The sequence below is a fragment of the Loigolactobacillus coryniformis subsp. coryniformis KCTC 3167 = DSM 20001 genome, assembly GCF_002706425.1.
GTDB lineage: Bacteria > Bacillota > Bacilli > Lactobacillales > Lactobacillaceae > Loigolactobacillus > Loigolactobacillus coryniformis.
Genome location: NZ_CP017713.1, coordinates 1,998,459 through 2,024,721, shown reverse-complemented (window position 1 = coordinate 2,024,721; position 26,263 = coordinate 1,998,459). Strand labels below are relative to the sequence as shown.

At 41.1% G+C, this 26,263-nt stretch carries 25 protein-coding genes; 16 read left to right on the top strand and 9 right to left on the bottom strand.

What is annotated here, in order from left to right:
• Positions 1 to 110 precede the first annotated feature (110 nt).
• The 4 genes from LC20001_RS10055 to LC20001_RS10040 all read left to right on the top strand — a co-directional run bounded on the left by LC20001_RS10055 (position 111) and on the right by LC20001_RS10040 (position 5,362).
• Positions 111 to 1,442: a dihydrolipoyl dehydrogenase family protein gene (locus tag LC20001_RS10055; RefSeq protein WP_010010139.1), complete on the top strand. Its 1,332-nt coding sequence runs from the start codon at positions 111 to 113 to the stop codon at positions 1,440 to 1,442.
• A 104-nt stretch (positions 1,443 to 1,546) separates the two neighbouring features.
• Complete coding sequence (locus LC20001_RS10050; RefSeq protein ID WP_010010138.1) at positions 1,547 to 3,073, top strand: ABC transporter permease/substrate-binding protein; 1,527 nt, start codon at positions 1,547 to 1,549, stop codon at positions 3,071 to 3,073.
• Positions 3,073 to 4,041, top strand: coding sequence for an ABC transporter ATP-binding protein (locus LC20001_RS10045; protein WP_010010137.1), 969 nt, complete (start codon positions 3,073 to 3,075; stop codon positions 4,039 to 4,041). The genes LC20001_RS10050 and LC20001_RS10045 overlap by 1 nt, the downstream gene beginning before the upstream one ends.
• A gap of 235 nt (positions 4,042 to 4,276) precedes the next feature.
• Positions 4,277 to 5,362: a PTS sugar transporter subunit IIC gene (locus LC20001_RS10040; protein WP_010010135.1), complete on the top strand. Its 1,086-nt coding sequence runs from the start codon at positions 4,277 to 4,279 to the stop codon at positions 5,360 to 5,362.
• Positions 5,363 to 5,413: 51 nt separating this feature from the next.
• On the opposite strand, the gene LC20001_RS10035 is transcribed toward LC20001_RS10040, so the two are convergent.
• Positions 5,414 to 6,190 carry a Cof-type HAD-IIB family hydrolase gene (locus LC20001_RS10035; protein WP_003678470.1) on the bottom strand — a complete coding sequence of 259 codons (777 nt, stop codon included), beginning with the start codon at positions 6,188 to 6,190 and terminating at the stop codon, positions 5,414 to 5,416.
• Between the two features lie 256 nt (positions 6,191 to 6,446).
• On the opposite strand from LC20001_RS10035, the gene LC20001_RS10030 reads away from it, so the two are divergent.
• Both LC20001_RS10030 and LC20001_RS10025 read left to right on the top strand, forming a co-directional pair.
• Positions 6,447 to 7,175, top strand: a complete 729-nt coding sequence (locus LC20001_RS10030) for a response regulator transcription factor (RefSeq protein WP_010010134.1) — start codon at positions 6,447 to 6,449, stop codon at positions 7,173 to 7,175.
• Entirely contained in the window at positions 7,172 to 8,647 is a 1,476-nt protein-coding gene (locus tag LC20001_RS10025; protein WP_010010133.1) for an ATP-binding protein, read from the top strand. Before LC20001_RS10030 ends, LC20001_RS10025 begins: the two co-directional genes overlap by 4 nt.
• Before the next feature lie 36 nt (positions 8,648 to 8,683).
• On the opposite strand, the gene LC20001_RS10020 is transcribed toward LC20001_RS10025, so the two are convergent.
• The 3 genes from LC20001_RS10020 to LC20001_RS10010 all read right to left on the bottom strand — a co-directional run bounded on the left by LC20001_RS10020 (position 8,684) and on the right by LC20001_RS10010 (position 12,497).
• Entirely contained in the window at positions 8,684 to 9,262 is a 579-nt protein-coding gene (locus LC20001_RS10020; protein ID WP_010010132.1) for a P-loop NTPase family protein, read from the bottom strand.
• Between the two features lie 84 nt (positions 9,263 to 9,346).
• Positions 9,347 to 10,123 carry an FtsX-like permease family protein gene (locus LC20001_RS10015; RefSeq protein WP_010010131.1) on the bottom strand — a complete coding sequence of 259 codons (777 nt, stop codon included), beginning with the start codon at positions 10,121 to 10,123 and terminating at the stop codon, positions 9,347 to 9,349.
• Positions 10,124 to 10,313: 190 nt separating this feature from the next.
• Entirely contained in the window at positions 10,314 to 12,497 is a 2,184-nt protein-coding gene (locus LC20001_RS10010) for an LTA synthase family protein (RefSeq protein ID WP_010010130.1), read from the bottom strand.
• 276 nt (positions 12,498 to 12,773) lie between these two features.
• Here LC20001_RS10010 and LC20001_RS10005 point away from each other — a divergent pair, with 276 nt between their 5' ends.
• The 3 genes from LC20001_RS10005 to LC20001_RS09995 all read left to right on the top strand — a co-directional run bounded on the left by LC20001_RS10005 (position 12,774) and on the right by LC20001_RS09995 (position 16,189).
• Positions 12,774 to 13,445 carry a VanZ family protein gene (locus LC20001_RS10005; protein WP_010010128.1) on the top strand — a complete coding sequence of 224 codons (672 nt, stop codon included), beginning with the start codon at positions 12,774 to 12,776 and terminating at the stop codon, positions 13,443 to 13,445.
• A gap of 387 nt (positions 13,446 to 13,832) precedes the next feature.
• Positions 13,833 to 14,693 carry a GRP family sugar transporter gene (locus LC20001_RS10000; protein WP_003678477.1) on the top strand — a complete coding sequence of 287 codons (861 nt, stop codon included), beginning with the start codon at positions 13,833 to 13,835 and terminating at the stop codon, positions 14,691 to 14,693.
• 155 nt (positions 14,694 to 14,848) lie between these two features.
• Positions 14,849 to 16,189 (top strand): glucose-6-phosphate isomerase, encoded by a 1,341-nt coding sequence (locus tag LC20001_RS09995; protein ID WP_003678480.1) that lies wholly within the window; start codon positions 14,849 to 14,851, stop codon positions 16,187 to 16,189.
• Between the two features lie 125 nt (positions 16,190 to 16,314).
• On the opposite strand, the gene LC20001_RS09990 is transcribed toward LC20001_RS09995, so the two are convergent.
• The 5 genes from LC20001_RS09990 to LC20001_RS09970 all read right to left on the bottom strand — a co-directional run bounded on the left by LC20001_RS09990 (position 16,315) and on the right by LC20001_RS09970 (position 20,045).
• Entirely contained in the window at positions 16,315 to 17,505 is a 1,191-nt protein-coding gene (locus LC20001_RS09990; RefSeq protein ID WP_010010127.1) for a site-specific integrase, read from the bottom strand.
• Between the two features lie 122 nt (positions 17,506 to 17,627).
• Positions 17,628 to 18,191 (bottom strand): hypothetical protein, encoded by a 564-nt coding sequence (locus LC20001_RS09985; RefSeq protein WP_010010125.1) that lies wholly within the window; start codon positions 18,189 to 18,191, stop codon positions 17,628 to 17,630.
• Positions 18,192 to 18,263: 72 nt separating this feature from the next.
• Positions 18,264 to 19,187 (bottom strand): DUF4352 domain-containing protein, encoded by a 924-nt coding sequence (locus tag LC20001_RS09980; protein WP_010010124.1) that lies wholly within the window; start codon positions 19,185 to 19,187, stop codon positions 18,264 to 18,266.
• Between the two features lie 16 nt (positions 19,188 to 19,203).
• A complete protein-coding gene (locus tag LC20001_RS09975) occupies positions 19,204 to 19,638 on the bottom strand; it encodes an ImmA/IrrE family metallo-endopeptidase (RefSeq protein ID WP_010010123.1) in 435 nt (144 codons plus the stop codon).
• 17 nt (positions 19,639 to 19,655) lie between these two features.
• Positions 19,656 to 20,045: a helix-turn-helix domain-containing protein gene (locus tag LC20001_RS09970; RefSeq protein ID WP_010010122.1), complete on the bottom strand. Its 390-nt coding sequence runs from the start codon at positions 20,043 to 20,045 to the stop codon at positions 19,656 to 19,658.
• Positions 20,046 to 20,202: 157 nt separating this feature from the next.
• Between LC20001_RS09970 and LC20001_RS09965 the strand changes: the two genes are divergently transcribed.
• The 7 genes from LC20001_RS09965 to LC20001_RS09940 all read left to right on the top strand — a co-directional run bounded on the left by LC20001_RS09965 (position 20,203) and on the right by LC20001_RS09940 (position 26,042).
• Complete coding sequence (locus tag LC20001_RS09965; protein WP_202813384.1) at positions 20,203 to 20,469, top strand: helix-turn-helix domain-containing protein; 267 nt, start codon at positions 20,203 to 20,205, stop codon at positions 20,467 to 20,469.
• A 56-nt stretch (positions 20,470 to 20,525) separates the two neighbouring features.
• Positions 20,526 to 20,687: a hypothetical protein gene (locus LC20001_RS14420; protein ID WP_010010118.1), complete on the top strand. Its 162-nt coding sequence runs from the start codon at positions 20,526 to 20,528 to the stop codon at positions 20,685 to 20,687.
• Between the two features lie 272 nt (positions 20,688 to 20,959).
• A complete protein-coding gene (locus tag LC20001_RS09960) occupies positions 20,960 to 22,333 on the top strand; it encodes an IS701 family transposase (RefSeq protein ID WP_145955953.1) in 1,374 nt (457 codons plus the stop codon).
• A gap of 105 nt (positions 22,334 to 22,438) precedes the next feature.
• Positions 22,439 to 23,755 carry a lytic transglycosylase domain-containing protein gene (locus tag LC20001_RS09955; protein WP_056943312.1) on the top strand — a complete coding sequence of 439 codons (1,317 nt, stop codon included), beginning with the start codon at positions 22,439 to 22,441 and terminating at the stop codon, positions 23,753 to 23,755.
• Complete coding sequence (locus LC20001_RS09950; protein ID WP_010010708.1) at positions 23,755 to 24,579, top strand: phage tail domain-containing protein; 825 nt, start codon at positions 23,755 to 23,757, stop codon at positions 24,577 to 24,579. The genes LC20001_RS09955 and LC20001_RS09950 overlap by 1 nt, the downstream gene beginning before the upstream one ends.
• Before the next feature lie 13 nt (positions 24,580 to 24,592).
• Positions 24,593 to 25,741, top strand: a complete 1,149-nt coding sequence (locus LC20001_RS09945) for a phage tail protein (RefSeq protein WP_010010706.1) — start codon at positions 24,593 to 24,595, stop codon at positions 25,739 to 25,741.
• Positions 25,692 to 26,042 carry a hypothetical protein gene (locus LC20001_RS09940; RefSeq protein ID WP_010010705.1) on the top strand — a complete coding sequence of 117 codons (351 nt, stop codon included), beginning with the start codon at positions 25,692 to 25,694 and terminating at the stop codon, positions 26,040 to 26,042. Before LC20001_RS09945 ends, LC20001_RS09940 begins: the two co-directional genes overlap by 50 nt.
• The last annotated feature ends 221 nt before the right edge of the window (positions 26,043 to 26,263 follow it).

Sequence of the window (26,263 nt, the reverse complement as noted above, 5' to 3'; positions counted from 1 at the left end):
AAGCATATTTTGAGTATTCGTATTAAGTAGTGTGCTAAACTTACTATAGATATCACGGTAAAAATTGATTTTAGGCAGAGAAAAACGCGTTACTTAGATGGAGGCAGGGTATGACAACTAAATTTGATACGATCATTATTGGTGCTGGGCCAGGTGGTAATGCGGCGGCTTATGCATTAGCTAAACAACAACATGTTTTAGTGATTGAAAATAACCTTTGGGGTGGAACTTGCCCTAATCGTGGTTGTGATCCTAAGAAAATGCTTTATTCAGCCGTTGAAGCTCAAGATCAAGCACATCATTTACAGCAATTTGGTTTGAAAGGTGTGCCAGAGATCGATTGGCCAGAATTAATGGCGTTTAAGCGCGCTTATACGGATCAAATTCCTAGTGGGACTTTAGCTGGACTACAGGCGGCTAATATTACTACAGTACATGGGCAACCACGCTTTGTGGCTGCTGATCAAATTCAAGTAGATCAAACACGTTATCAAGCTGATCATTTTATTATTGCAACTGGCCAAGCACCGGTAGTACCTGAAATTAATGGGCGCGAGTATCTGCAAACTAGTACTGATTTCTTAGCTTTGCCGACGTTATCACGGCGGATCGCCTTTATTGGTGCTGGTTACGTGGCTTTGGAATTAGCTAATATTGCGGCTAGTGCTGGAGCCGAAGTGCATATTCTACAACATAATCAGCGGATTTTACGCGATTTTCCGGAGGATTACACGCAGTTGCTCTCAGCAGCAATGACTGCCAAAGGAATCACGTTCCATTGGGATACCGAATTGACCACAGTCACTAAGCATGATGATCGTTATAGTTTGGCGACCAATACGACTTTACAGTTGAACGTTGATGCAGTTTTTGCAGCTAGTGGGCGTCGTCCACAATTAGCTAGTCTTGACTTAGCAGTGGCTGGTATTGCAGCTACTGCCAAAGGACTTACAGTGGATGATCATTTGCGGACTACTAATCCGCATGTCTATGCAGTAGGTGATGTAATTGCTAAAAAACAACCTAAACTGACGCCGGTAGCCAGTTTTGAAGGCCGTTATGTGGCGCACACTATTTTAGCTGCTACAGCGACTGCTATTGAGTATCCATTTACACCACAAGTCGTTTATGCCAGTCCGCAGATTGCTCAGGTTGGTGTAAAATTAGCTGATGCTAAAAAACAACCAGAACGTTACCAAATCTTAGAACAAGATGTGACGCAGTGGTATACTTTTAATCGAATCAAGGAACCAACGGCTAAAGTAACGACCATTTTTGAACGTACTGATCAGCGCTTAGTGGGGGCAGTCGTTTATGCCAGTATTGCTGAAGAAGTGATCAATTATTTAACTTTATTGATGACAATGACTAAGGCTCAATTAGGTCAACAAATATTAGCTTATCCGTCACCAGGCAGTGATCTTGGCTACTATTATGTATAGTTTTTAAGTGGCAGTAATAATTTAGTTTATGTGATGAATTGAAGCTCGTAACTTTCACATTAGTGAAGCAGTTGCGGGTTTTTTATATATAGGAGGCGACTTTCTTGGCGAACTTTTTGCAAACGCTAGTGACCCAACGCGCGGCATTACTGACTGCATTAGGGCAGCATCTGTTGTTATCGGTGATCTCATTAGCAATTGCGATCGTAATTGCGTTGCCATTGGCGATTTGGGTGATTCCACGGCCAAAAACGGCCAACGTATTTTTGCAGTTGGCTAGTGTTTTACAAACGATCCCATCGTTGGCCTTATTAGGGATGCTGATTCCGTTAGTTGGTATCGGTAGTGTGCCAGCAGTGATTTCATTAGTGGTGTATGCTTTGTTACCAATTTTTCAAAATACATATACTGGACTAACTGAGATCGATCCTTCACTAGAAGAAGCGGCGACGGCTTTTGGGATGACGCGCTGGGAAAAACTGCGTAAAGTTGAACTGCCATTAGCTTTTCCAATGATTTTATCCGGGATTCGCACCGCTTTAGTGATGATCATTGGGACTGCAACACTAGCTGCTTTGATTGGTGCTGGTGGTCTAGGGACTTTTATTTTATTAGGGATCAATCGCAACAATAATACAATGACTTTGATCGGTGCTTTGGCTTCTGCTTTATTAGCAATCGTTCTAAGTTTAGCTTTACGGGGTGTCAAGCGGATTAAAATCAAGCCATTGCTGATTACGTTGGCAGTGGTTGTGGTCGGCTGCGGTGGCTTTGGTGTTTATCGACTTGTGCGTCCGCAACCAGTCGAGATCACGATTGCCGGTAAACTAGGCTCCGAGCCAGAGATTTTGATCAACATGTATCGCGATTTGATCGAATCCGATAACGACAATGTTAAAGTAACCTTAAAGCCCAATTTCGGCCAAACCTCGTTCCTATTTAGTGCACTAAAATCAAAACAGATCACACTTTATCCTGAATTTACTGGCACAGTTTTAGAAAGTTTGGTTAAAAAGCCAACCAAAACGGCAACTAGTGCTAATGGAATTTACCAGCAAGCTAAAACCGCACTGCAAAAACAGGATGACTTAACTTATTTAGCGCCGTTAAAATATAATAATACTTACGCTTTAGTGGTGAAGCGTTCATTTGCCAATAAATATGATGTGCATAGTATTAGTGATTTAGCCAAAGTCAAAGGGAAGATCAACGCTGGTTTTGATCTGGAGTTTTTGGATCGAACTGACGGTTATAAAGGAATCCAGCAACGCTACGGTCTTAGCTTCAAGACGCAGTCGATGTCAGCTGATCTGCGTTATGAAGCCTTGCAGCAAGATAAAGTCAATGTCACCGATGGCTATTCGACTGATTCTCAGATTCGCCAATACGATCTTGTTGTGTTAAAGGATGATCGTCATCTATTCCCGACTTACCAGGGGGCACCATTGCTGCGGACAGCAACAGCTAAGGCTCATCCCGAGATCGTACGTAGTTTGAATCGTTTGCAGGGTAAGATTTCTGCAGCGGATATGCAGGAAATGAATTATCAAGTTAACGTTAAACGCAAATCAGCGGCTAAAGTCGCACATCAGTATCTAGTGACACATCATTTATTGGGAGGTGACCGCTGATGACAACCGAATCGAGTATCGAATTTCGCCAAGTTAGTAAACAGTTTGGTGAAAATTATGCGGTTAAGCAGCTTAATTTGACGATTCAGGCTGGCGAATTATTTGTACTGGTCGGCGCTTCCGGTAGTGGTAAAACAACGACTTTAAAAATGATCAATCGACTTGAAGAGGTAACCAGTGGCACAATCTATTATCATGGTCAACCCTTGAATGAATTACCGTTACGTCAATTGCGGTTACAGATGGGGTATGTTTTACAGCAGATCGCGCTGTTCCCCAACATGACTGTCGGTCAGAATATTAGCTTGATCCCAGAAATGAAACGTATGCCAGTAACGGAGATCAAAACTCGGGTCAAGGACTTACTAAATGAAGTTGGCCTAGATCCAGCAACTTATCAACAGCGCTTACCCAGTGATTTATCTGGTGGTGAGCAGCAGCGTGTCGGCATCATTCGTGCTTTTGCGGGGCAACCGAAAGTGGTATTGATGGATGAGCCGTTTAGTGCGCTGGATCCAATTTCCCGTGAGCAGCTGCAAAAGTTGACCTTGAAGATCCATCAGCGATTAAACAGTACGATTGTTTTTGTTACCCATGATATGAATGAGGCATTGCAATTAGGCGATCGTATTGGCGTGATGCAACATGGGCAACTAGTGCAGGTCGGTACGCCTGACGAAATTGCCCAGCAACCGGCCAACGAATTTGTCAGTAAAATGTTTGCCTCAGCCCAAACTAATGACATTTATGGGGTTTACCTCAACCGCTTGAAAGTGTTAGGCTACTTAGAACCATTAACGGCAGCAGATCAACAATTACCGGTGTTTGACAGTAATCAGACGATCGGTGAAGTTTTGCCGGCACTGCAAACGCACGGTGCTGTACGCATCAATGATGAAATGGCGTTGGCTGGGAAATTGACCAAGGAACAACTACTAGCATTTATGATTAATTTTAAGAATAAATAAGCAAAAATCGCAGTTTGATCGAGTCTTGATCAAGCTGCTATTTTTTTGTTTCCTGTACATTAAATGAGAATAAACTCATAAATAAGCAAACGCTATCTATTACAAATAGATGTCAATCTAGTGTTGGTTATTGACGACCACTACAGTTTCATGGTTTAATTTCATGAACAAGATTAAAAAATTCTCATTTAAATTAGAAATAAATGCTATTTAGATTATGAAAAGGGGCGTTATGATGATAGAGACGGCGCAAAATCAGGAGAAGTTATCGATCAAAGATTACGTTTATAAAGTATCAGCTGGGGTTTCTAATGCAATTCTCGTGATGCTAGGAATCGGCTTGTTGATCGAATCAATCGCAAACTTTGTCCATTGGCCAGCGTTGCATATGGTAGGAACGATGGCTAAAATCATGCTAGCGCCGGCTTTTGGCGCGGCAATTGCGATGCAATTACGGACCAATAGTTTAGTTATGTTTTCCAGTATGATTGCGGCAACCGTGGGGTCAAATGCGGTATTTTTTACTGATGCAGCAACTAAAGGGACCACTGCTACTGGTCATGCGTTACTACAAGCTGCTGGCTCTGGTGTTTTCACTACGGGTCAGCCGATTTCAGCCGTTGCTGCCGGTTTGGTGGCAGCTTTAGTCGGTAAATATTTAACGGGGAAAACGCCGCTAGATATGATGTTGGTACCGCTGGCGGCCACCTTGGTCGGTGGAATCACTGGCTTAGGATTGGCTGCAGTCACAACGCCGGCCTTATTAGCAGTTTCGGCTTTTTTAGCTAATTCGATGCAAGTTAATCCATTGGTTGGCTCAATGGTTATCTCATTGACGTGGAGTTTATTTTTAATGACACCGGCATCGTCAGCGGCATTGTCGATCGCGTTGATGTTGGATCCAATGTCGTCCGCTGCTGCTTTGGTCGGAACTACGGCACAATTTGTTGGTTTTACCGTGATGTCCTGGCGCGAAAATAATTTAGGTGCTAATATCGCCCAAGGAGTATTGACGCCGAAGATTCAATTCCCTAATCTGTTACTACATCCGCAAATGGCGCTGCCACCGTTTGTTGCTGCTGTTGTGGCGGCACCGATCGCAATCATGGGCTTCGGTTTCCGGGCTAATTATGAGTTAGGCGGTTTAGGCTTGAATTCGTTTATTGCACCGATCACGTTTGCCTCGAAAAATATGCATATGTTCTGGGTCTACATGGGTACCTGTGTCTTACTGCCAGCAGTGATCACGTTCGCCGTCCACAAAGGCATGTTGGCGATTGGCTGGGCTAAACGAAATGTTTTACATGTTGAAGTCGTTTAAATTGAAGTTACAAAAATACGCCTAGTCAATTTGACTGGCGTATTTTTTAGCTTATGGTAGTAATTCAAAATGGCGCAAGCCCTGAATAATGCCACCTTCAGTATTTTTAGCGGTAATGTATTCGGCACGATCCTTAACTGCAGTGATCCCGTTGCCCATGGCAATCGGATGATCGACGGTGTTCAACATCGGAATATCATTGACGCCGTCGCCAAAGGCATAGGTGGGTACGTCAGCCAAACCCATTTTATCGATCAATGTTCTGATCCCGAATTGTTTGGATTCGCCTTTTAAGACGGTATCCAAAGCATAAGGGGTGTTGCGATAAAAAGTGAGCTCATCGCCATAAGGATAGGTATAACGTTTGTCGTTATCAACCGTGATCACTAATAACATGTCCACCGGATTGGTTTGGTAGAAATCACGTTCAACCTGTGGGTAAGGGGTGCTGACAAAATCGTATTGCGCTTTAACTAAGTCATTTAACCGTGAAATCCGAAAATCAGTGCCATTATAGTAGGCCAATGCATCACCATGTGATTCAGTGACTGTGAGCATTTTTTCGATGGTAGCGGGGGCAATGGCGCCTTCATAGATCGGTTGGCCGTTGTAGACAATGACACCACCATTAAGGGCAACATAAGTATCAATGCCAGCTTGTTCAAAGATTTCGGGAATTTCTCCGCGGGAGCGGCCAGTAGCGATGACCGGCAAAATATCCTGATCGCGTAAGCTGTGCACAGCGGCGCGGACATCCGCATCAAGCTGTGATTGTGGGTTCATTAAAGTGCCATCTAAGTCGAAGAAAACTAACGCACGATAGGTCATTTTTTCACTGCTTTCTAAAATAAATTAAAAGTCATTATTCAGTGTAGCAAAAAGTTTTCCGAAAAGACAGCCATGGAACTTAGACAGAAATGTGAATAGTTAGTGAAGTTAGCACAACTTTTTTGGCAAAGGCCCACAATAACTGCTAGATATTGTATAATAAGGGCAATATGAATTGATGGACGGGTTAGGGGACCTGTTTACGGATGACGTAAATGCTCGTGGTAAAATGATGACAAACGGAGGAAATATGAATATGCGCTTATTAATGATCGAGGATAATAAATCAGTCTCCGAAATGATGAATATGTTTTTTACTAAGGAAGAATGGCAAGTTAGCTTCGCCTATGACGGTAACGAAGCACTGGATATGTTTAAAGCGGCACCGGATAGTTGGGACATCATTACTTTGGATCTTAACTTGCCGGGAATGGACGGGATGCAAGTTGCCCAGGAGATCCGTAAGATTTCTAAAACGGTACCGATGATCATGTTAACAGCGCGTGATTCGGAAAGCGATCAGGTGTTGGGACTGGAAATCGGTGCTGATGACTATGTGACCAAGCCATTTAGCCCCATGACCTTAATTGCGCGGATCAAGGCTCTGCATCGGCGGGCTGAGTTAGGCGAAGCGAGTAATGAGACTGATAATGATAATGCTGAAACCGATTTTGATGTGGTGACCGATCACTTCAAATTAAGTACTAAGACCCGTGAAGCTTATTTAGCGGGTAAACCAATCGAAGGATTGACACCGAAGGAATTTGATTTACTGCATACCCTAGCCAAAAAACCCAAACAAGTTTTTTCGCGAGAACAGTTGTTAGAATTGGTGTGGGATTATCAATATTATGGTGACGAGCGAACTGTTGATGCCCACATCAAAAAGCTGCGTCAAAAAATCGAAAAAGTCGGCCCCCAAATCATTCAAACGGTATGGGGTGTCGGCTATAAATTCGATGATTCCGATGTGACGGCTCAATGAAACTGATCTATCAGCAAATGCTGGCTTTTTTTGCCGTGATCATGACGACATTGTTAGTCGTGGGTCTTTTCTTCGTTCAATTTACGGATAAAATGGTCTATGAAAATACGTGGGATCAGTTGGAAGGTTATGCCGACAGTCTAATGCAGCAAGCGATGACGGTCGATAAAACAACCAATACCTTTACAGGCTTCCAGGTTAGTATGCTCAGTAATAGTGAAGCTGTTTTATCCCATCAAAAGGTGCATTTTGCAATTTTTAACGACAAAAATCAGATGATTTATCCAATTGCTAATGCCAATGGACCTAAGTTAGCGCGTAAGTTAACAAAAACAGATTGGCGTAAGCTGCGGCAAGGCAAACGCATTTATCGTAAGTCTGATCACGGAACTAATGTACTGAATAATCAGCAGGAAATGACTGATGTTTTAGTGCCTTATTTTTATGATGGTGATTTGAAGGCAGTTATTTCGGTCGGTTCACTGGTTTCCAATGTGCACGCCAATATTATTAAGATTGAGCATAATCTATTTATGGCGCTATTGATTTCCAGTGTAGCGGCAGTGGCACTTAGCTTTTGGTTAGCTAAGTATCAAATTCTGCGGATCAACCGATTACGGGGTGCCGCCCATAAGGTAGCCAAAGGCGATTTTGATGTTCAAATTGATTCTAAACATCATGATGAGCTGGATGATTTAGCGGTCGACTTTAATCAAATGACGACTTCATTGCGCGACTCACGGAATGAGATCAAGCGCCAAGAAGAACGGCGGCGGCAATTCATGGCTGATGCTGCACACGAAATGCGGACGCCACTAACGACGATCAACGGTCTGTTAGAAGGATTGCAGTACGATGCAATTCCAGAAGATATGCGTGGTAAAAGCATTGAGCTGATGCAAAATGAAACTAAGCGTTTGATCCGCATCGTTAATGAAAATTTGGATTACGAAAAAATTCGCACCAATCAAATCAGTTTGTCCAGACGTAATTTTAATGCGACTGAAGCCTTGCAGAATATTATTATGCAATTGACCAAAAAGTCCAATGACGCCAATGATGATTTGATTTTAACCCCAGGACCAACCGTTCAAGTTTATGCGGATTACGATCGTTTTGTGCAAGTGATGTTTAACGTGATCCAAAACGCAATTCAATTTACTAAAGATGGAACGATCACGATCACGGCAAAACATGGTTATCACGAAACCATCTTTACGGTTCAAGATACGGGGATCGGGATGTCAGCTGATCAAGTTAAAAATATTTGGGAACGTTACTATAAGGCTGATCCATCACGTAAAAATACCAAGTACGGTGAGTCTGGTTTAGGTTTAGCTATCGTTCATCAGTTAGTACAACTGCATGGCGGCGAGATCAAAGTTGCCAGCAAACTTAATGCTGGAACGACCTTTACAATTAGTTTTCCCGATGAGGTTGCTAGCCGAGCAGAAACTACGACAGAAAAATAAAAAGTTTAGTCACTCACCACGAGAAAGTGGGGATGGCTACACTTTTTTTGGTGTTTCTTCTAAGAACGGGGCGGTGCGTAGGCTTTGTTCGCGTTCGCTAGTCAATAATTCTTGGTTAGCAGTTAAAAAAATAATTGTAATAGCACTAGAAACCACTAGTTGATTCAATTTAACCAGAACAGCACGCATTTCTGCTGGAGGGTATTCGTCAAGACTGGCATCAACTAAGATAATATCCTTACCAGCAAAAACGTTACGATAAAGTTGTACATAAAATCGCTCACTCGCCGTTAGCTCACCGGCATCCTTTTCAAAAAAAGCATGATCATGTGCAGTTTGTAGTTGGCGTTGCTTTTTCTTAATACTGCCATTTAAATTAAGCATAATGTTTTCCCGAACGCTTAAATAGGGTAGTAAAATATCTTTGTGCGCTGTGATGATGCCTAATCGCTTATTTAAATGGTGCTGAGTAAATAACTTTAGATAGTATTTAATGATCTGCTGACGTTGCGCAGCTAGTGGAACATGGATGAAGTAAAGTTGAGCGGGTGTGAAGACTGTTTGCCACTTATCTATAAAATTAATTTGATTTTTAGTTGGATAGAAAGAGAACATAAGCTTGCTCCTTTACTAGAGAGTGACGCGAAAGGTTGCCCATTCGATAATTTTAGAATGGTTATAGAGGGGATGCTACTTAGATCAATTCAATGCTTGGCGACTAGTCCGCCAACTATAAAATGAAGTACTCAAGTAACTGATGGCAAAAACTAAACCACTACCTTGCCAGAGCAACGCCCATAAGTAACGATCGTAATCGGCTAATCCCAAAGCATTGTGGCTACCTTGATCAAATAGTAAAAGGTGGCCATTGAAGGTAGTGAATTGGTGCTGAAAAAGTTGGTTGAACTTTTGCCAAGTTTGTTCAGAGTTACTTGTTAATAGTGTTTTTAGGCTAGTCGGTAATTTTTCGGTGAACCAGTATTGATTTAATTGGATCAAACCATCTAAATACCAACTTTGAACGACTAATAAAATGATCGTTATAATGAAGAAAGCAATTAAAAATGAAAAGAGGTTTTCTAGGGCGAACTGAAAGCTAATATCAGCGTTACTTTTACCAGCTAACTGATAAATTGCAAATTCGTGTTTACGCTGAATCAATGTAATGACACTAAGAATCAGGATCAATAAGGCAAAACTTCCAAATAAAATAAAATAGAAATTTTGTGTATCAATAACGATTGACTGTCGTACATGGAGTAGCTGGCGCAAAAGCGACCAGCGGGTTAAGATTTGTGATTTACGATCAATAATATCGATGCGCTGCTCAAATAAGCCTAACGCATGTCCCTGAATATCATGGACGATCAAGGTTGAAAGACTACTAACTAGAAATAACATGGTGAATACGCCGAAAACGGCGGTATAACGCCAATGATAACGTAAACTAGCAAATACCCGTTGCACGACCCGCATAAGCTCACCTCATTACACAACCCATTATAAAAAAATATCTTGAAAAAAGTGTGAAGTTCCCTAACTAAAATAGCGAATCAGGTAAATAAACAAGTTAACATTAAAATGTAAATAAAAAATACGAGCCATATTGCGAAAAATAAGCAATATGGCTCGTATTAATCCATTTTCATAAATATAACGTAATATGTTAGTTTTGACCAGTCATACTACTACTCATAGCACTAGAATAGTCCATTGAGTTGCTATTTGAGTCACTATCAGAATTGTTAGCGGAATCGTTATCTGAACTACTATCAGAAAGCTCAGCCGCATCAGTTTTATAGTGATTGCTAGTTGTACGATCACCATTTTTAGCGTAAAGGCTAGTTGATAGTTTACCAAGCTTCTCGCCAGCAAGTTTCAAACTGGCAAAATCGTTTTTATAGTTGTAACTTTCTGGATCAACGGGCTTGAAGCCAGTCGGCGTGTAAAAGCGCAGCAAATTCTTATTATTAACCGCATCAGAAAGCTGTAACTCATTTTGAACTTTAGTCTGTTGTCGTTTGATCGTCGCTTGCAATTCAGTCGACGGATGGGTGATCTCGTCGCCGTTATTGTTGTAGATCGTACCGTCGATCACTGTATGGGAAGGGGTGACAAAATTCGTATTACGAAAGGCAACAACTTGATCATGTTGTGGTGAAAACAGATCAGTACCAAACTGAATGTAGCCTTTATTATCAATCCCTAATAAATGTTCAATCGTCGGCAAAACATCGATCTCGCCACCATATTGTTTCTGAATACCACCATCATGCTGCCCCGGAATATGAATCATCAGTGGCACTCGTTGTAGCTGCGCGTTATCGTAATCATTCCAAGTATCGGATGATTTACCTAGTAACTCGGCCAAGCTTAAATTATCACTATTGGAAAGACCATAGTGGTCACCATAAAGGACGATCATTGAGTTGTCATACAAACCACTAGCCTTTAAATAAGCAAAGAATTCTTGTAACGCTTGATCGAGATAATGAGCGGTACCAAAGTAGTTATTAACAGCCTTATCATCAGTGGTCGGTAAAGGAAAATCAGTATCTTCGCTATCCAACGGGAACGGGAAATGGTTGGTGACAGTGATGAACTTAGCATAAAAAGGTTGTTGCAGCTGTTCTAAATATTTAACTGAGTCGTGGAATAATAATTTATCCTTCAAGCCGTACTGCTCTGAGCGGTCACCCGTCGTATTGAAATATGAAGCATCAAAAAAGTTTTGGTAGCCCATATTTTTATAAACATTATCGCGGTTCCAAAATGAGCCAACGTTACCGTGGAAAACAGCGGAACTATAACCAGCTTTTTGCTGCAGGATGGCTGGCGCAGCTTGGAAAGTATTATCCGAACCTAAGGCGGTGAAAACTGAGCCCTGTGGTAGACCGTAAACACTGGTTTCAAGCATATTCTCGGCATCACTTGTTTTACCTTGACCAACTTGATGGAAGAAATTACTAAACGCGTAAGTTTGATCATCATGATACAAACTGTTTAAAAATGGTGTGACTTCGCGGCCGTCAACTTTATAATCGATCAAGAACTGCTGGAAACTTTCCAGATGAATAATGATCACATTGCGACCTTTGGCGATACCATACATCTTTGGGTTAGGCGCAGCGTAATGCTGGTTGATGAAGGAAAGTACATTAGTTAGATCGGAACCATTTGCGGAAGCCCGGGTCTGATTGTTTTGTGCAGTTTTCACGGCATCATAAACCGTATATGCATCTAAGCCTAAATACTTCACAATGTAATTGCGGTCGAAAGTTCGTGTTAATAACTGGGGCCGATTAGCTTCACCAAGTGTGAGATTAATTGAAAAAAGTAATACCGCTACGGACGTAATAGCAAAGGGAAAACGTCGCGGCACCGGTCGCTGATCAATTTTGATCAAACGGGCAAGTAATAAAATGACTAGGACGATCAGATCTAACCAGTATAAAACATCATACGGTCGCGCCAAAGCCAGCGAACTACCGCTTAAACCTTCGGAGACTTTTGAATAGCCTAAAATCGTATTGATGGTCATAAAATCTGTAAACTGACGGTAATAGATAACGTTAAAGTACAATAGTGCTGTATTGGCGGTAGCTAAGATCATCAGTCCAAAATAACGCCAGAATGGTCGCTGAATATATAAAGCTAGTCCGAAAACAAGTAGGGTGGTTGCCAACGGATTCAACCATAGAATAAAGTGTTGAAAAATACCGCTAACACCTAAAGAAAAATCAACATAATAAGCAAACAAGGTTTTTAACCAGAAAAGCACGATCAGGAGGATGAAAAAACCATTGCGTTGATTAACGAAATTTTTTAATTGGTTAAGTAAACGTTTCACGAGGCTATAAGCTCCTTTAGATTAAGCGATTGATTTTACATAAAGACTGTTAAATCAATTCTCACGATATTGTACGCGTAAACGAAATCAATTGTCAAACTGGCATAGAAGACACATAAAGTAAATGGATGTAATAATAGCTTAAGTTTTTGCAAATCAAGGGTTATATATCGTTTTGCCAGGCGTTTTTTGCTAAAATATAAGGCGGTAAGGTTAGACTAGCAGCGAGCACATTAAACAAAATAAACATTATTATAGTAGAAAAGGGGCGCGTTCATGATTTTTCTGGGGCCACTTTATCGGCTAGTGGCCGCACATTATGCAGAACATATTAATCATTTTCCATTGATTCGCCTAATTTTTTATAGTCTTGATAAAACGCTGTTCTATTTTTTGATTTTTGTCGTGCTGCGATTAATTTATTTATGGCGGCACCAGCGCTTGCGGCGGCAACGGGAATTCTGGTGGCGTGAAGGCTATTTGTGGGTGTTGATCATTTACTTATTGTTACTATATTCACTAACCGCATTAAGGCGGATCTACTGGCCAAGTCAATTCTGGGCGCATCTTCAATTGCCTCATGAGGCAATCAATACAACGCCATTTGTTGAAACATTAAAGTTGGCTCAGGGTGTTTCCAAATTTGATTTTCTCTACAATCTCTTTGGCAATATTCTATGGTTCGTGCCGCTGGGCTTTAGTTATGGTGTTCGTTTGCAGGATAATCAGCGCTGGTTACCAGTACAATTTCTGCAAGTTTACTTGCTGGGGGTTGGGGTGTCGCTGTCAATTGAAACGTTGCAATTTTTCTTATCAACTGGGATCGCTGACATTGATGATGTTACTTTTAATGCGTTAGGTTGTTTGCTGGGGTTTGTTTTATATCTAATTTGGCGGGGACTACAATGGTTGTTGATTAAACTGGTGTCCCAGCATAAGCGAGTCTGAGAATTTAATTCTGAGGCTTTTTTTAATTTCAGACCAATATTATTTATTTCGGAATGAAAATTTACATTAGCGCTTTCATTTACTGATAGGCGATTAAACAGGCTTTTGCTGGCGAAAAAGGCGGAGAAAAGGCTGAATATAAAAATGTTTTCATAGACTTATTTTCATATAGCCACAGCTAGACTACTTTTTCTTAATTAGTGCTTAAGCCGGCGTTTAGCGGTTATGAAAATTCTTTCAAGTCGATATTCAACGTAATAATTAAGTGGAATTATTTTGCTATACCAGTAAGTCATTTACTTTTTTTCAGTAAAAAAAGGTTGCATCCTTAATTTGTAACCGGTAAAATGGGTTTTCGTAAATCAAGAGAGAATTGAGGAAAATTTTGTGAGTATTTTAATTGCACTGATCCCAGCACTATGTTGGGGCAGTATCGGTTTAGTGAGTGGCAAGCTCGGCGGTAACGCACATCAGCAAACCCTTGGAATGACAATTGGTGCTTTGGTTTTTGCGTTAGGTGCTTACTTTGCTTATCATCCTGTCTTAAATGTAAAGGTATTCCTGGTTGGTATTGCATCTGGTTTATTATGGAGTGTTGGTCAAGGTCAACAATTCCAATCAATGCAGATCATGGGTGTTTCCCGGACAGTACCAATGTCAACAGGGATGCAATTAGTCGGTAACACATTAGCCGGTGCTTTGTTATTCCATGAATGGCAAAATGGGCGTGAAATTAGTCTCGGTGTCTTAGCTTTGATCATCTTGATCGTTGGGGCAACCTTAACTTCACGCAATGATCCAGCTAGCCATGTGGTTAAAGAAGAAAATACTGAACTCAGCCGGGGACTACGGGTCCTTTTGATTTCAACGATCGGCTATGTTGGTTATACAATCGTTGTCGATTGGGGTCAAGTTAATGCGATTGCGGTTATTTTGCCACAAGCAATTGGTATGTTGATCGGGGCAATCGTGATGGCAATGGGCAAAGACGTTAAAAATATGGCGACGGTTAAAAATATTTTAACTGGTCTACTCTGGGGTGCCGGAAATATTTTCATGTTCCTTTCAATCCCTAAAGTTGGCTTAGCGGTTTCTTATTCGTTATCACAAACCGGGATCATTATTTCAACGTTGGGTAGTATCTTCTTACTTGGTGAAAAGAAAACCAAACGTGAAATGGTCTACGTTGTTGTAGGTTGTTTATTTGTTATCGGTGGCGGGATTTTACTCGGCTACATGAAAGCATAATTTGAATTATTCAAACTGTTGGTGCACGTGTTACTGACAGTTTTTTTCTACCTTGATTTTAAAAGCCCTTACAACGCATAAACCTGCTTGCAATTTTGCAACAAAGCGGCTAAAGTTATTTCTGGTAGTTACTATATTAAGGGAGGCTATTTTTAATGGCACATATTACATTCGATGATTCCGCCGTTAGTCAGTTCGTTCATGATAACGAATTAAATGAAATCCAACCAATGGTTACTGCAGCACATAACCAATTGGTCGATGGGACAGGTGTGGAATCACAAATGCGTGATTGGTTACACTTACCACATGATTATGATAAGGATGAATTTGCACGGATCAAAGCCGCAGCAAAGAAGATCCAAAACGATTCTGAAGTTTTCGTTGCGATCGGTATCGGTGGTTCATACCTTGGTGCCCGCGCTGCAATTGACTTTTTAAGCAGCACATTCTATAACATGGCACCAGATCGTCAAGTCCCACAAGTATTCTTTGCTGGTAACTCAATCAGCTCATCATACTTGCATGACTTATTAGAATTAATCGGCGACCGTGATTTCTCGATCAACGTGATTTCTAAATCTGGTACAACAACTGAGCCTTCAATTGCTTTCCGTGTCTTCAAAGAAAAGTTAATTGCTAAATATGGTGTAGAAGGCGCTAAAGAACGTATTTACGCGACAACTGATAAAGCAAATGGTGCTTTGAAGCAAGAAGCTGATGCTGAAGGCTACGAGAGCTTTGTTATTCCTGATGGTACTGGTGGCCGCTTCACTGTTTTAACTGCCGTTGGTTTATTACCAATTGCGGTTGCTGGTGGCGACGTTGATCAATTGATGCAAGGTGCTGCTGCAGCGGAAGACGAATATTCAGATCCAGATGTCACTAAAAATGATGCCTACAAGTATGCTGCTTTACGTAACATTTTGTATCGTAAAGGCTACACAACTGAATTATTAGAAAACTACGAACCAACCTTGCAATACTTCTCCGAATGGTGGAAACAATTGATGGGTGAATCTGAAGGTAAGGACCAAAAGGGTATCTACCCATCTTCAGCTAACTTCACTACTGATTTGCATTCATTAGGTCAGTATATCCAAGAAGGCCGTCGTAATTTGATGGAAACTGTTGTCAAAGTTGACAAACCAACTCATGACTTGACAGTTCCTGTTGAAGAAGGCGACTTAGATGGTTTGGCATATTTGCAAGGTAAGTCCATTGATTTTGTTAACACTAAAGCTTATCAAGGGGTTGTTTTAGCGCATAACGATGGTGGTGTGCCAGTTATGAGTGTACACATTCCAGAACAAAATGCCTTCACTTTAGGCTACTTGATCTACTTCTTTGAACGTGCTGTTGCTGTATCTGGCTATTTGAACGGGATCAATCCATTCAACCAACCAGGTGTTGAAGCGTATAAGAAGAACATGTTCGCATTGCTAGGCAAACCTGGCTTTGAAGAACTTGGTAAAGAATTGAACGAACGCCTTTAATATGGCGTTTGTAGCGTATCTTTAGCTAAAATAAAGGGCTCCACATAGGTCGATAAAACATGAAAGTATACGATAAAGTATACGATATCGTGTTTTTGATGACTTATGTGGGGCTTTTTTTGTGTTTAATGATTAATTAATTGATCGTATTTATCCATGGCTTTTTCTTTAACTTGTGGCGTAATGTGTGCGTAAATTTGAGTAGTCGAAATATCTTTATGACCAAGTAAATCTTTTATGTCGTCAAGGCTTACTCCGGCTTGACGTAATAGCACGGCATGCGTATGTCTCAAATCATGGATTTTAATGTGGGGTAGTCCAGCGCGTTTAGTGATACGGTCAAATGCACCATTGGTCGATTTTGAGCGTAAGGGTAAGCCTTTGCCAAATTTATAAACGAAAATAAAATCTCTAATTGGTAGTTTAATTTTTTCTAGAGGTATCGATGCCGTATCAACCTTTACCACATTAGGATGCTGCAATCTGTATAGTTCGCGCAATGTTTTACCAAGACGGTGCGATAGGGGAATGGTACGTACAGAATTAGCCGTTTTAGGATAATCCAAGGCTATTTCATCGTTGCCATGTTCATCGCGGTAAATCCGTGTTTTATTGACGGTGAGCGTATTGTTTTTAAAACTAATATCAGACCAGCGCAAGGCCATTGCTTCGCCTTTACGTAAACCGGTGTCTATGATCGTAAGAAAAAAATAATACCAAACTTGGTCGCGCTCATTTTTAGCAGCTTCTAGGAACTTAGTAACTTGATCATTCTCCCAATAATGTAGTACCTTTCTTTTTTCAGCGTCCACTTTAGTTTTAATGAATTCTGTGCCAATGGTCGGATTCTTTTCGACATAACCAATTTTTACTGCTTTTTTAAAGGCATTACTGAGTGTACCATTGATCAGTTTAACTGTGTTTAAACTGAGATTTTTTTCGTTAAATAATTTATTGATAAAAATCTGATGCTGAGCTAGGTTGTATTTAGACAACCTGATTTTTCCGATCGTTGGAATTAAATAATGGTTAATATTATAACGGTAGAGAATCATGCTCCCTTCCTTAACGTTGACCTTTAATTCGGTAATCCATTGGGTGAGAAAATCACCAATCGTTAAGTCAGTTTTTTTGTGTTGACCATTTGCTATGTCGTTTTCTAATTTATTAGCTGCTAATTTGGCGTCCTTAGCTCGTTTAAAGCCTTTACGAATTATTCTGGACTCTTTACCTGTTAATGGGTCTAAACCACCGTAAACTTGAATTTTATAGCGTTTTTGTCCATTTTTTAGCTGATATTCGGAAATTGAAGCCATAAAAACAACTCCTTTATGGAATTTTTGCTTAAATATACGTACATACGTTCTTTTTGGACGCTAAATAAAAGGGCAACTGCCCTCGTTTAAACCAGTCGAAATCGACGGGTTTAGAATTTAAATTACTGTGGTGAGTGTTCAGTTTGAATTTCCCCTGACGTCTCCATATTATCTGGTGTGGCAGCTAAGGCTTGCTGTGGTGTCATGCCATCATGTACCATTTTATAAGCAGCCGGTGACATGCCGTATTTATTTACGAAACCAGTTAGCGTATTTTCATCTGTTGAAATAGACTGCCCATTTGCAGCTTGACTAGTATTTTGCTGACTAGATTGCGCAGCTGCTTGTGACGAGCTTGCAGCGGCCTGAGATGAGGCAGCTGCTGCAGATTCAGATTCTGCGGCGACACTAGAACTTGCTGCAGCTTCACTAGCCGCCTTAGCGCTACTTTCAGATGCTGCCTTAGCTTGTGATTCACTAGTAGCTTTAGCTTTTGACTCTGATTTAGCCTTAGCTAAAGAGACTTTTTTCGCCCATGATTCTTTTTTAGCCTTATTAGCTTTAGCGATGCTTTCAGAGCGAGCCTTTGACGATGAGCTATCTTTATTTGCTGAACTATTATTCCCACACGCTGCCAACGATAGGGTAGCCAGTGTGATCATGCCTAAACTGACTAATTTTTTCATTTCTATGCCTCCATTTTTATTACAAATTACTTTATTTAGTCGTTCAAGTGCTGAATAGCATAATCAATTACATCAATTTAAATTAATTATTCCTGTATCGAAGCTATGCATTGAATTATCGTCCTCATAGTTATCAGTATCATAATCGCCATCAAACTTTAAGCGAATATTTGTAATATCTGAGGCGTTGTCTAATGTAGGCACAAGAAAATATACATATCCGTCTTTTTGGGTACCTTGCATAAAATCACCACCAATATCATCACTGTCTGATAAGTCAGCATCAATTTGCTGACCATCGCTTGTTTGCAGTGTAGCCTGGTTAGGGTAGGTGGACAGGTCGCGTTGGGTATTGTTAATGGTAAAATGAACACGAATAATACCATTTGCTTCAGCGTTGTCAGTTGTTTCTTCAGGTGACTTCAATGCTCCTACATCAACTTTATCAATAGAAATATTTAATCCTGCCCAACTGTTATCTGACCAGTTAACGTTATAGTTTTTAACACTACTGTAAGTATCGTTACCAGTTGAAGCAGTCGAAGAGTCTTTAGAGCTTGAATCATCTGAGACGTACGTAGAGGCTCTTTGGTCGTCAATTGAAGATTCATGGTCTTTAATACTAATTGGAACTTCTTTTGAAATCTTCCCTTTTAATTTTGAATAAACTACATAATGAAAAACTTTTTCTGAGCCGTTGTAGACTTTAATTTTAAAAAGCCCGTTGCTATCCGCCGTATCTTCACCATGCCAATTCTCTGCTTTTTCTTTTCCCGAATCATTAACGTAAACTTTTGCACCAGGAGTTGTCTTTCCTGTAACCAAAGCCGTATCATAAATATCATCATTACCAGAAGTACGTACATCGTAAGTACGTTTATCTACGGATACAGTGAGTGCCTTTTCCTGTTTGTTTTTCGTCTTATTTTGTTGACCGCATCCAGCTAATCCCAAAGAAATAATCCCCACGCTTAATAAACCCAACAGTTTTTTCATTTTAATTCCTCCAAATTTAGTATGAACTCATTTTAGGAAAGCCATATGTCCAAACGAGTTCTTGATAATTGTTTGCAGCTCGATCATGTTCTTCAACAAATAGGTTAGTGAGTAGATGCGCTGCAAAGGTATCCGCTTCAACTTCAACTTTGCTACGATTACGACGATTGAATTCATAGTAGCTTTCTAATCCTTCATGCTCAATCACATGACCCAATTCATGGGCCATTGCAAAATATCGCTCAGGTCTATCACGTACTTTTTCATTTAGTAGAATGATAGGTGCTTTATTACCATTCATAGTAGGATAATACTTTGTTTCACCGATAGGTCGTTCTCCGAAATTTTGCCATTCCACTTGAACATTTAATTTTTCCGCAATAACAAACGGATCAAATGTTTTATAACGGTGACCCATATACCCGATAACCGTCTCTAAATCTTCTTTCATAAACCCAATCACATCACTTATAGATTTTCTTCAGTGTCGCGTGAAATCTTGCGTTCAGCTCGGCGACGTTTCCAAAATATTTGTGTAAGAGCAACACGCAGTTGTTCATTTTCTTCTTCGGTTAAGTTATCACCATCGTAAGTCATACCCGAATCATCATCTAGAAATTTTTTTAGATCCGTTGTATCACGTTTATCGGCCCATTGAGGTGTATTATTCCTCTCTAATAAATAATCGGTCGTAACCCCGTAGTAGTTAGCTAATTTATCTAAGGTGCTATAGTCGGGTTCATTTCTATTGTTCTCAAAATGAGAGTAGGCGGCACGGGAAATACCAAGATACTTTGCAACTTGTTCTTGGGTTTGTGCCTTATTTTTTCGAAGTTCTTTTAGCCGTTCACCCAGCATAAAAACACCGCCTTTCGTAATGAATTGTATCACTGTATAGATACATTTTGTATCTAAAAATCGAAAAGATACAAAAAATATCAATTTAGCTATTGACGATACGTTTAGTATCGTTTATTATAATAACTGTTGATACGATTTGTATCTGTAATTGGAGGTGATTAAAACGAAAATACAAACAAGAGCAGCATTGCGCAATGAACGTAAAAAACTAGATCTAACACAATCTGAATTAGCGCTAAAACTGAACATTGCGGAGATAACAGTCAGAAAAATTGAATCTGGTGATCGTAATCCAGGTATGACAATGACAAAAAAATATGTTGATTTTTTTAATAAAGATGCTTCTTATCTTTTTCCAGATATTTTTTTACCTTTATTAGATACGAAACGTATCAAAAAATCGAAACAGGAGGTGGGCTGATTAATGGAACTCACTCAGGATCAGCTTAATTCAATCCTATGAAAGGCGGTGATCATATGTCACGCGAATCAATGATTAAATACGCACAAGCCGCTCGGCCAGATGTTGCGTTGGTAGTACTAAAAAATATGAGTGATCGAGCATTAGCTGGTTTAGTCGAAATTGAACAGCATCGAGTTGAACATGAAATTAGTGAAGAGCTCGTTGAGAATTTCTAAGGTTCTATATCTCTTATTTTAAGAGATGTATGCCTGAATCGGGAATTGATATTTCCCGAATTATTTAACGATTGGAAGGTGAAGTTAGTGGATTTAACAAGGATATGGAGAAAGGCACAGCACAATACAGGCTTATCTCAAAAAGAAATGGCTTACGGCGCTCATATGACAGCACTTTACAGCTTTTTAAAAAAATTTGGATATAAAAAGGCACGAATGCCTATTCTTTGCTAAAATGAGTTCGACAAAAAACCATTTAGAAAGAAGGATTCGTGTTGAACTCATTTTATCAAAAATCATCACTTTTAACCACCCTCCACGCCTATTTTTCTGATTTAAAAGCGGCTGGCTTGTCTAAGCCAATGGGCCTTAACTATTTTTGGTTGTGTCTAGCGTTGTTAGTGATCGGTGACCGCCACTCGATCCGCCACTTATTTGAACAATTTCTGGGCCGGGTGACGAAGCATTCTTTGAACACGTTTTATCGGGCTTTGGCAGTGATCGGTAACCACTTGCCACAGTTAGAAGTGCGCAACTTGACGTATTTACTGACCTTGATTCCCACTACTTGTCAGGACTTGCCCTTATTATTGGTTCTGGATGACACGGTCCAACCCAAGTTCGGCCACAAATTTACCGGCGTCAAATATCTATTCGATCACGCCGCACATACGGGTAAGCGGCTCGTCAATGCCCATGATTTCGTTACTTTAGGTCTGATGATCCCAACACAGCGGGACCAAGATGACCAGCCAGTTTATACGTTCTTGCCGTTAGCCACGCACCTTTATCAGGCGGAACAGGCGACCAAATACCAGCAAGCGGCGCAAATGATCAAGACGACTTTGAAATCGATCGCCAGCGACCAACAAGTGTTCCTACTGTGTGACAGTTGGTATCCCAAAGCTGAGATCAACCAACTGGTCATGACGCAACCTAATCTAGCTATGATCGCCAATGTGCGTAAAGATACCGCCATGTTTGGCTTACCCAAACGCACCGGTAAGCGCGGTCGGCCGCGGAAATATGGTGACCAGATCCATTTGGGAAATATTGCATTAAATCTTTGTTCGGCCGGAGATCAGATCGGTATAGTGCGGTGTCTGACACGCTTGATGCCCCAGCCAGTTTACATGATCCGCGTACAACGCAAGACGACTTGTCGTCTGTTCATGGCGACGAGCGCGCCCGAAGAATTAGCGGCGATCACAACCGAAACCCTAGCCGTTGATCCGACCCAGCTCACCTATCGGACGCCGGAGACCAGCGCCCCTGCGCCAGCGCTACGAGCGTTGGCCTACTATCAAAAACGTTGGGCGATCGAGACCTATTTTTATGAAATGAAAACATTCTGGCACTTCGGTGATTACGCCGTGCGTTCAGTAGCCAAGATTGAAGCCGATCATCATTTATTGAATACGGCGTATACCTTGATGATCGTATTGCCATTGACCCAACCTAGTTTAGCTTTTTTGGTAACCAAAAGTTTGCGTGAACGCAAACTCTGGTTAAGTCGGCAAATTCAAGCGGCGCTGTTTTTGGCTAGTTTAGCGCGGCAAGTGCAAAGGCGGTTAAAAACAACACCGGCCAAAGTGGTGATTCAGTGGTTGGCTTCTTGTTGGTCGGGGGTCAGTGAAAAGCTGTAAAGTGCTGGTTTATACACTCTTGGAAATATTCCAATTGGAGTTGCCGCTGATATTACAACTGGCGTTAATGATAATTTCAACAAGGGTATTGACAGTGCAAATAATTTGTCAACCAGCCTAGGCGGTAAAAAAACAGGTAGTCATCAATCAGCAAACGTTACGAGAACTTTACCTAGTGGATATTTCCACGCAAACGGTACTAATGGCAAGCTTGCAACTGATCAGCCGGCTGTTGTTGGTGATGGTGGTAAAGAAGAACTGATCGACTATGGTAATGGTCAAATTGGCTTGTCGCCTAGTATTCCAACGTTTACCATGTTACCAGCCGGCGCACAAGTATTTAGTGGTGACGACACCGACAAAGTTCGGCCAATCATGCAGTCATTAGGGGTACCTATGTTTGCCAATGGGTCTGGTGGCAGCATTATTGATTGGATCAAGAAGCTGTTTGGTGACGCAATGAAGTTCATTGAGCACCCAATCGACAATTGGAAGAAGTTAGTTGATAACACCTATGACATGACGCCGTTTGGTGCCGATACTAGTACCATTGGTTCTTCTGGGAAAGAATTTGAAAAGAAGCAGACTAATTGGTTGAACGTGCTTAAAAAGAAAGTCGATGCTGAAGCCGTTTCTGGCCCTGCTGGTGCTGGTGCGCAGCGCTGGGCTAGTATTGTAAAAAAGGTCGGCGATGCAATGGGACAAAATCCTACTGCTGGTGAAATTAGCCGCATTATTAATGTTATTGATCACGAATCTAGCGGTAATCCCAGCATTACCCAAGGCATTTGGGACATTAACATGGCTAACGGTACACCGGCTAGAGGATTGCTACAATTTGTGCCTAGCACCTTTGCGTCTTACATGGTACCAGGGCACACAAACATTTTATCAGGCGAAGATCAGATTTATGCTATGTTCAACGATACTAATTGGCGGTCTGATGTTAAGACTGGTGGCTGGGGTCCAACCGGTGGTCGCCGATTGGCCTTGGGACAACATATTACTAAAGAAACGCCGGCGTTGATTGGCGATAATCCGCAGCATGACGAGTTTGTCATCAATGGTTATGCCGGTAATGCCGGTACCTTGACCAGTGAACTGTTAACCCAAATGGCTCAGGTTAATCCAGCAGCATTACAACAAGTTAAACTACCGAAAACGATGTTTGCCAGCGCAGAAGCTATTTCCGGTTATCAACCATCAGCACAAATGTTCTCACAATCAGGGACTACTAATAATGGCAGCTCAAATGATTTAACAGCCACTACTCATGCGCTAGTCGATGGTCTACAAAAGGCACAAGGAAAAATTGAAATTCATTTAGACGGTTATGTGGAACAAATAGTTTATCCGCTAGTTAAACAGTTATTAGGACGTGATCAATTAGCGACAATTAATCGGTTAGGGGGAATTCATTAATGGCTAAGGATGATGACATTATGATTGTCACGCCTACCGGTGAACAGATACTTGCAAGTTCGATTGGCATTCACACCGAAAGCTTCTCGCCGCCGTCACCTAATTACAGCCACACCTATACATCAATTTCATCACATCGTGTTACTGCGTCAACTGCTCAACTGCAGCAGCGGACAATACCATGGGTGTTTGATATTAATAGTAACGATAAGTATGACCAGAGCCTACAACGCCTGGAAGTATTTAGATTATTAGGCGGATCAGAAGACTTTTATGTGATCGACATGCGGGTGCCATTTATTCGATGGCCAGTACACGTTGATGGCGGCTTTTCCGTGAGCCCTTATCAGGGATCCAATGTCATATCAGATGATGTGACTGTAAATCTAATCGTAAGTGAGGGCTATGGAGAGACGGTGACCACCAGTGATAACCTTAATCAGATGGCAGCATTCGGTATGGCTCTGCCCACTAATAATGAGCTTGATTATACTTTTAAAAACCAGACTACCGCCAAGGTTTATATTGCTGGTGTAGTGCCGATTAATGCGGACGAACATCCAATGTTGATTAAATTTCATGGTGATGTGGCTAACGCGTTGTCCATCAAGAATGTGACAACAAACCAGACGTTTTCGTTGACGAAGCCCTTGAATAAAAATCAAGAGCTTTTAATTTGGGGTAATGTTCCGGCTATAGATGGCACACAAGTCTATGGCAGCTCAAATCATGCTTATTTAGACTTCCAGTTGGGTTTCAACGATATTGTTATTTCCGGCGCTACCAATTTTGATGTAACTTTTTCAACAAGATTCTACTATTAAGGAGGTGGTGTAAATGGTGCTAACAGTAAAAGATTTTCAAGGCAATATAGCGCCGATTAATAATCCGACTACTGCCTCACTAGTTGACACGTTTGGACAGGTCTCACAAATCACAGTTACATTTTTACGCAGCCTTAATCCTAATGTAGCCAACATGATGCAGCCTAGGACACTGTTAATTAATGAAGACACGCAACAGCAGTATCGCCTTCAATCAGTCAGCGCAACACCATCTGGCGGAGATTACAGTATACAAGCAGTTTTTCTGGGAATATTGCATGATTGGAACGATCACTACGTTGATGGGACGATTAAAGACACACAGTCGCTGGACGCTTGCATGCAATTACTAACTAATGGGACCAGTGTTACCTATACGATTCATGACAGCTTTCCAAACTTTGAATTCTCAACTGAGTTCGGCAAAGGCAAGGCTTATGATCTTTTCTTAAATACACTTGTCAGTGATTTTGGCTTTGAGTTTAGCATTGATAACCAGCATATTGATATTTATAAAACCATCGGGCAACAAGATGCGTTTGTTTGGTTGGACACCCTTAGCTTTAACACACTCAACGAACAATCAGACTATACGGCAATCGCTACGCATATTAAGGGAACTGGCAAGATGGATGATAACAGCAAACCACTAGCGACTGCTGAATACAGTAGTCCACATGTCAAGGATTATGGCGTTATTGATGCCGATTTTGTCAGTGATGAACGCTTTACTAATAATGATGCACTATTAGCATATCTTAAAACGAAGTTACAAGATTATCCGTTAATTCAACGGACAATTACGTTGAATAATGATAATACTAAAAGCCCCTTTAAATTAAATAAAGATGCAGTAGCAGTTGGTGACCACGGCTATTTACGTGCTCGTAACGGAGTTGATGTTAATACTCGTATTACTGAGATTACACGTGATTTAACTGGTCATACTGCTACGCAAATAACGCTAGGCAATCAGATTAAAACGTTTGATCGGATTACCGCCGATTTACAATTAGCCCGTCAACAAGCAGCACAACAGATTACGGACATTAAAAACGAGCAGTCAACGATCATCAACAATAACGTGTCAACGCTAGATGGGGGTGAGTCAGTTGTCAGATACGCCGATTACGCAGAAACGTTACCTACAGGACAAGACTAAAACAGTCTATTGGCCAATCACTGCTTGGGATGCCGTTATTGGACTAGACACACGTATTAGTCAGTTGATTACCGCATCTGGCAGCAGCAGTGACACATTTTTAAGTATCACAATGGACGCAATATTGACAGTAGTTAAGCAGCATTTATCTGTATCACTTGACGTCAAAACAGGTCACTTGCAGCTTAACGCCACGGACGTCACCGAGCAGGATATTGTCAGTCAGATTGCAGCCAAGGTGATCGCGTCGATTAAAATTAGCGTTATCAATGGTGATTTAACCATAGAAGGAAGTGATTAAATGGCAAGTACAACAAAAGATTTAGGCCGCGTAATGCCGGTGGCACAGGGTGCGTACAGTGCGACCAAGGCTTATGTGCCGCTGGATATCGTGAGTTATAATGGTGGATCGTATATCTGTTTAACAGCCAACACTGGCAAAGCACCTACTGACATGACTTGCTGGCAGTCTTTAGCCATGCCTGGTGCGGTCGGCAATACTGGCGCTACCGGTCCTCAAGG

Excerpts from the sequence above, each read along its gene's own strand:
- LC20001_RS10025 (WP_010010133.1), top strand. The coding sequence starts at position 7,172 with ATGAAACTGATCTATCAGCAAATGCTGGCTTTTTTTGCCGTGATCATG.
- LC20001_RS10055 (WP_010010139.1), top strand. The coding sequence starts at position 111 with ATGACAACTAAATTTGATACGATCATTATTGGTGCTGGGCCAGGTGGT.
- LC20001_RS09950 (WP_010010708.1), top strand. The coding sequence starts at position 23,755 with ATGGCTAAGGATGATGACATTATGATTGTCACGCCTACCGGTGAACAG.
- LC20001_RS09975 (WP_010010123.1), bottom strand. The coding sequence starts at position 19,638 with ATGAAAGAAGATTTAGAGACGGTTATCGGGTATATGGGTCACCGTTAT.
- LC20001_RS09980 (WP_010010124.1), bottom strand. The coding sequence starts at position 19,187 with ATGAAAAAACTGTTGGGTTTATTAAGCGTGGGGATTATTTCTTTGGGA.
- LC20001_RS10035 (WP_003678470.1), bottom strand. The coding sequence starts at position 6,190 with ATGACCTATCGTGCGTTAGTTTTCTTCGACTTAGATGGCACTTTAATG.
- LC20001_RS09990 (WP_010010127.1), bottom strand. The coding sequence starts at position 17,505 with ATGGCTTCAATTTCCGAATATCAGCTAAAAAATGGACAAAAACGCTAT.
- LC20001_RS10040 (WP_010010135.1), top strand. The coding sequence starts at position 4,277 with ATGATAGAGACGGCGCAAAATCAGGAGAAGTTATCGATCAAAGATTAC.
- LC20001_RS09995 (WP_003678480.1), top strand. The coding sequence starts at position 14,849 with ATGGCACATATTACATTCGATGATTCCGCCGTTAGTCAGTTCGTTCAT.
- LC20001_RS09970 (WP_010010122.1), bottom strand. The coding sequence starts at position 20,045 with ATGCTGGGTGAACGGCTAAAAGAACTTCGAAAAAATAAGGCACAAACC.
- LC20001_RS14420 (WP_010010118.1), top strand. The coding sequence starts at position 20,526 with ATGTCACGCGAATCAATGATTAAATACGCACAAGCCGCTCGGCCAGAT.
- LC20001_RS10005 (WP_010010128.1), top strand. The coding sequence starts at position 12,774 with ATGATTTTTCTGGGGCCACTTTATCGGCTAGTGGCCGCACATTATGCA.
- LC20001_RS10030 (WP_010010134.1), top strand. The coding sequence starts at position 6,447 with ATGCGCTTATTAATGATCGAGGATAATAAATCAGTCTCCGAAATGATG.
- LC20001_RS09945 (WP_010010706.1), top strand. The coding sequence starts at position 24,593 with ATGGTGCTAACAGTAAAAGATTTTCAAGGCAATATAGCGCCGATTAAT.
- LC20001_RS10045 (WP_010010137.1), top strand. The coding sequence starts at position 3,073 with ATGACAACCGAATCGAGTATCGAATTTCGCCAAGTTAGTAAACAGTTT.
- LC20001_RS09985 (WP_010010125.1), bottom strand. The coding sequence starts at position 18,191 with ATGAAAAAATTAGTCAGTTTAGGCATGATCACACTGGCTACCCTATCG.
- LC20001_RS10015 (WP_010010131.1), bottom strand. The coding sequence starts at position 10,123 with ATGCGGGTCGTGCAACGGGTATTTGCTAGTTTACGTTATCATTGGCGT.
- LC20001_RS10020 (WP_010010132.1), bottom strand. The coding sequence starts at position 9,262 with ATGTTCTCTTTCTATCCAACTAAAAATCAAATTAATTTTATAGATAAG.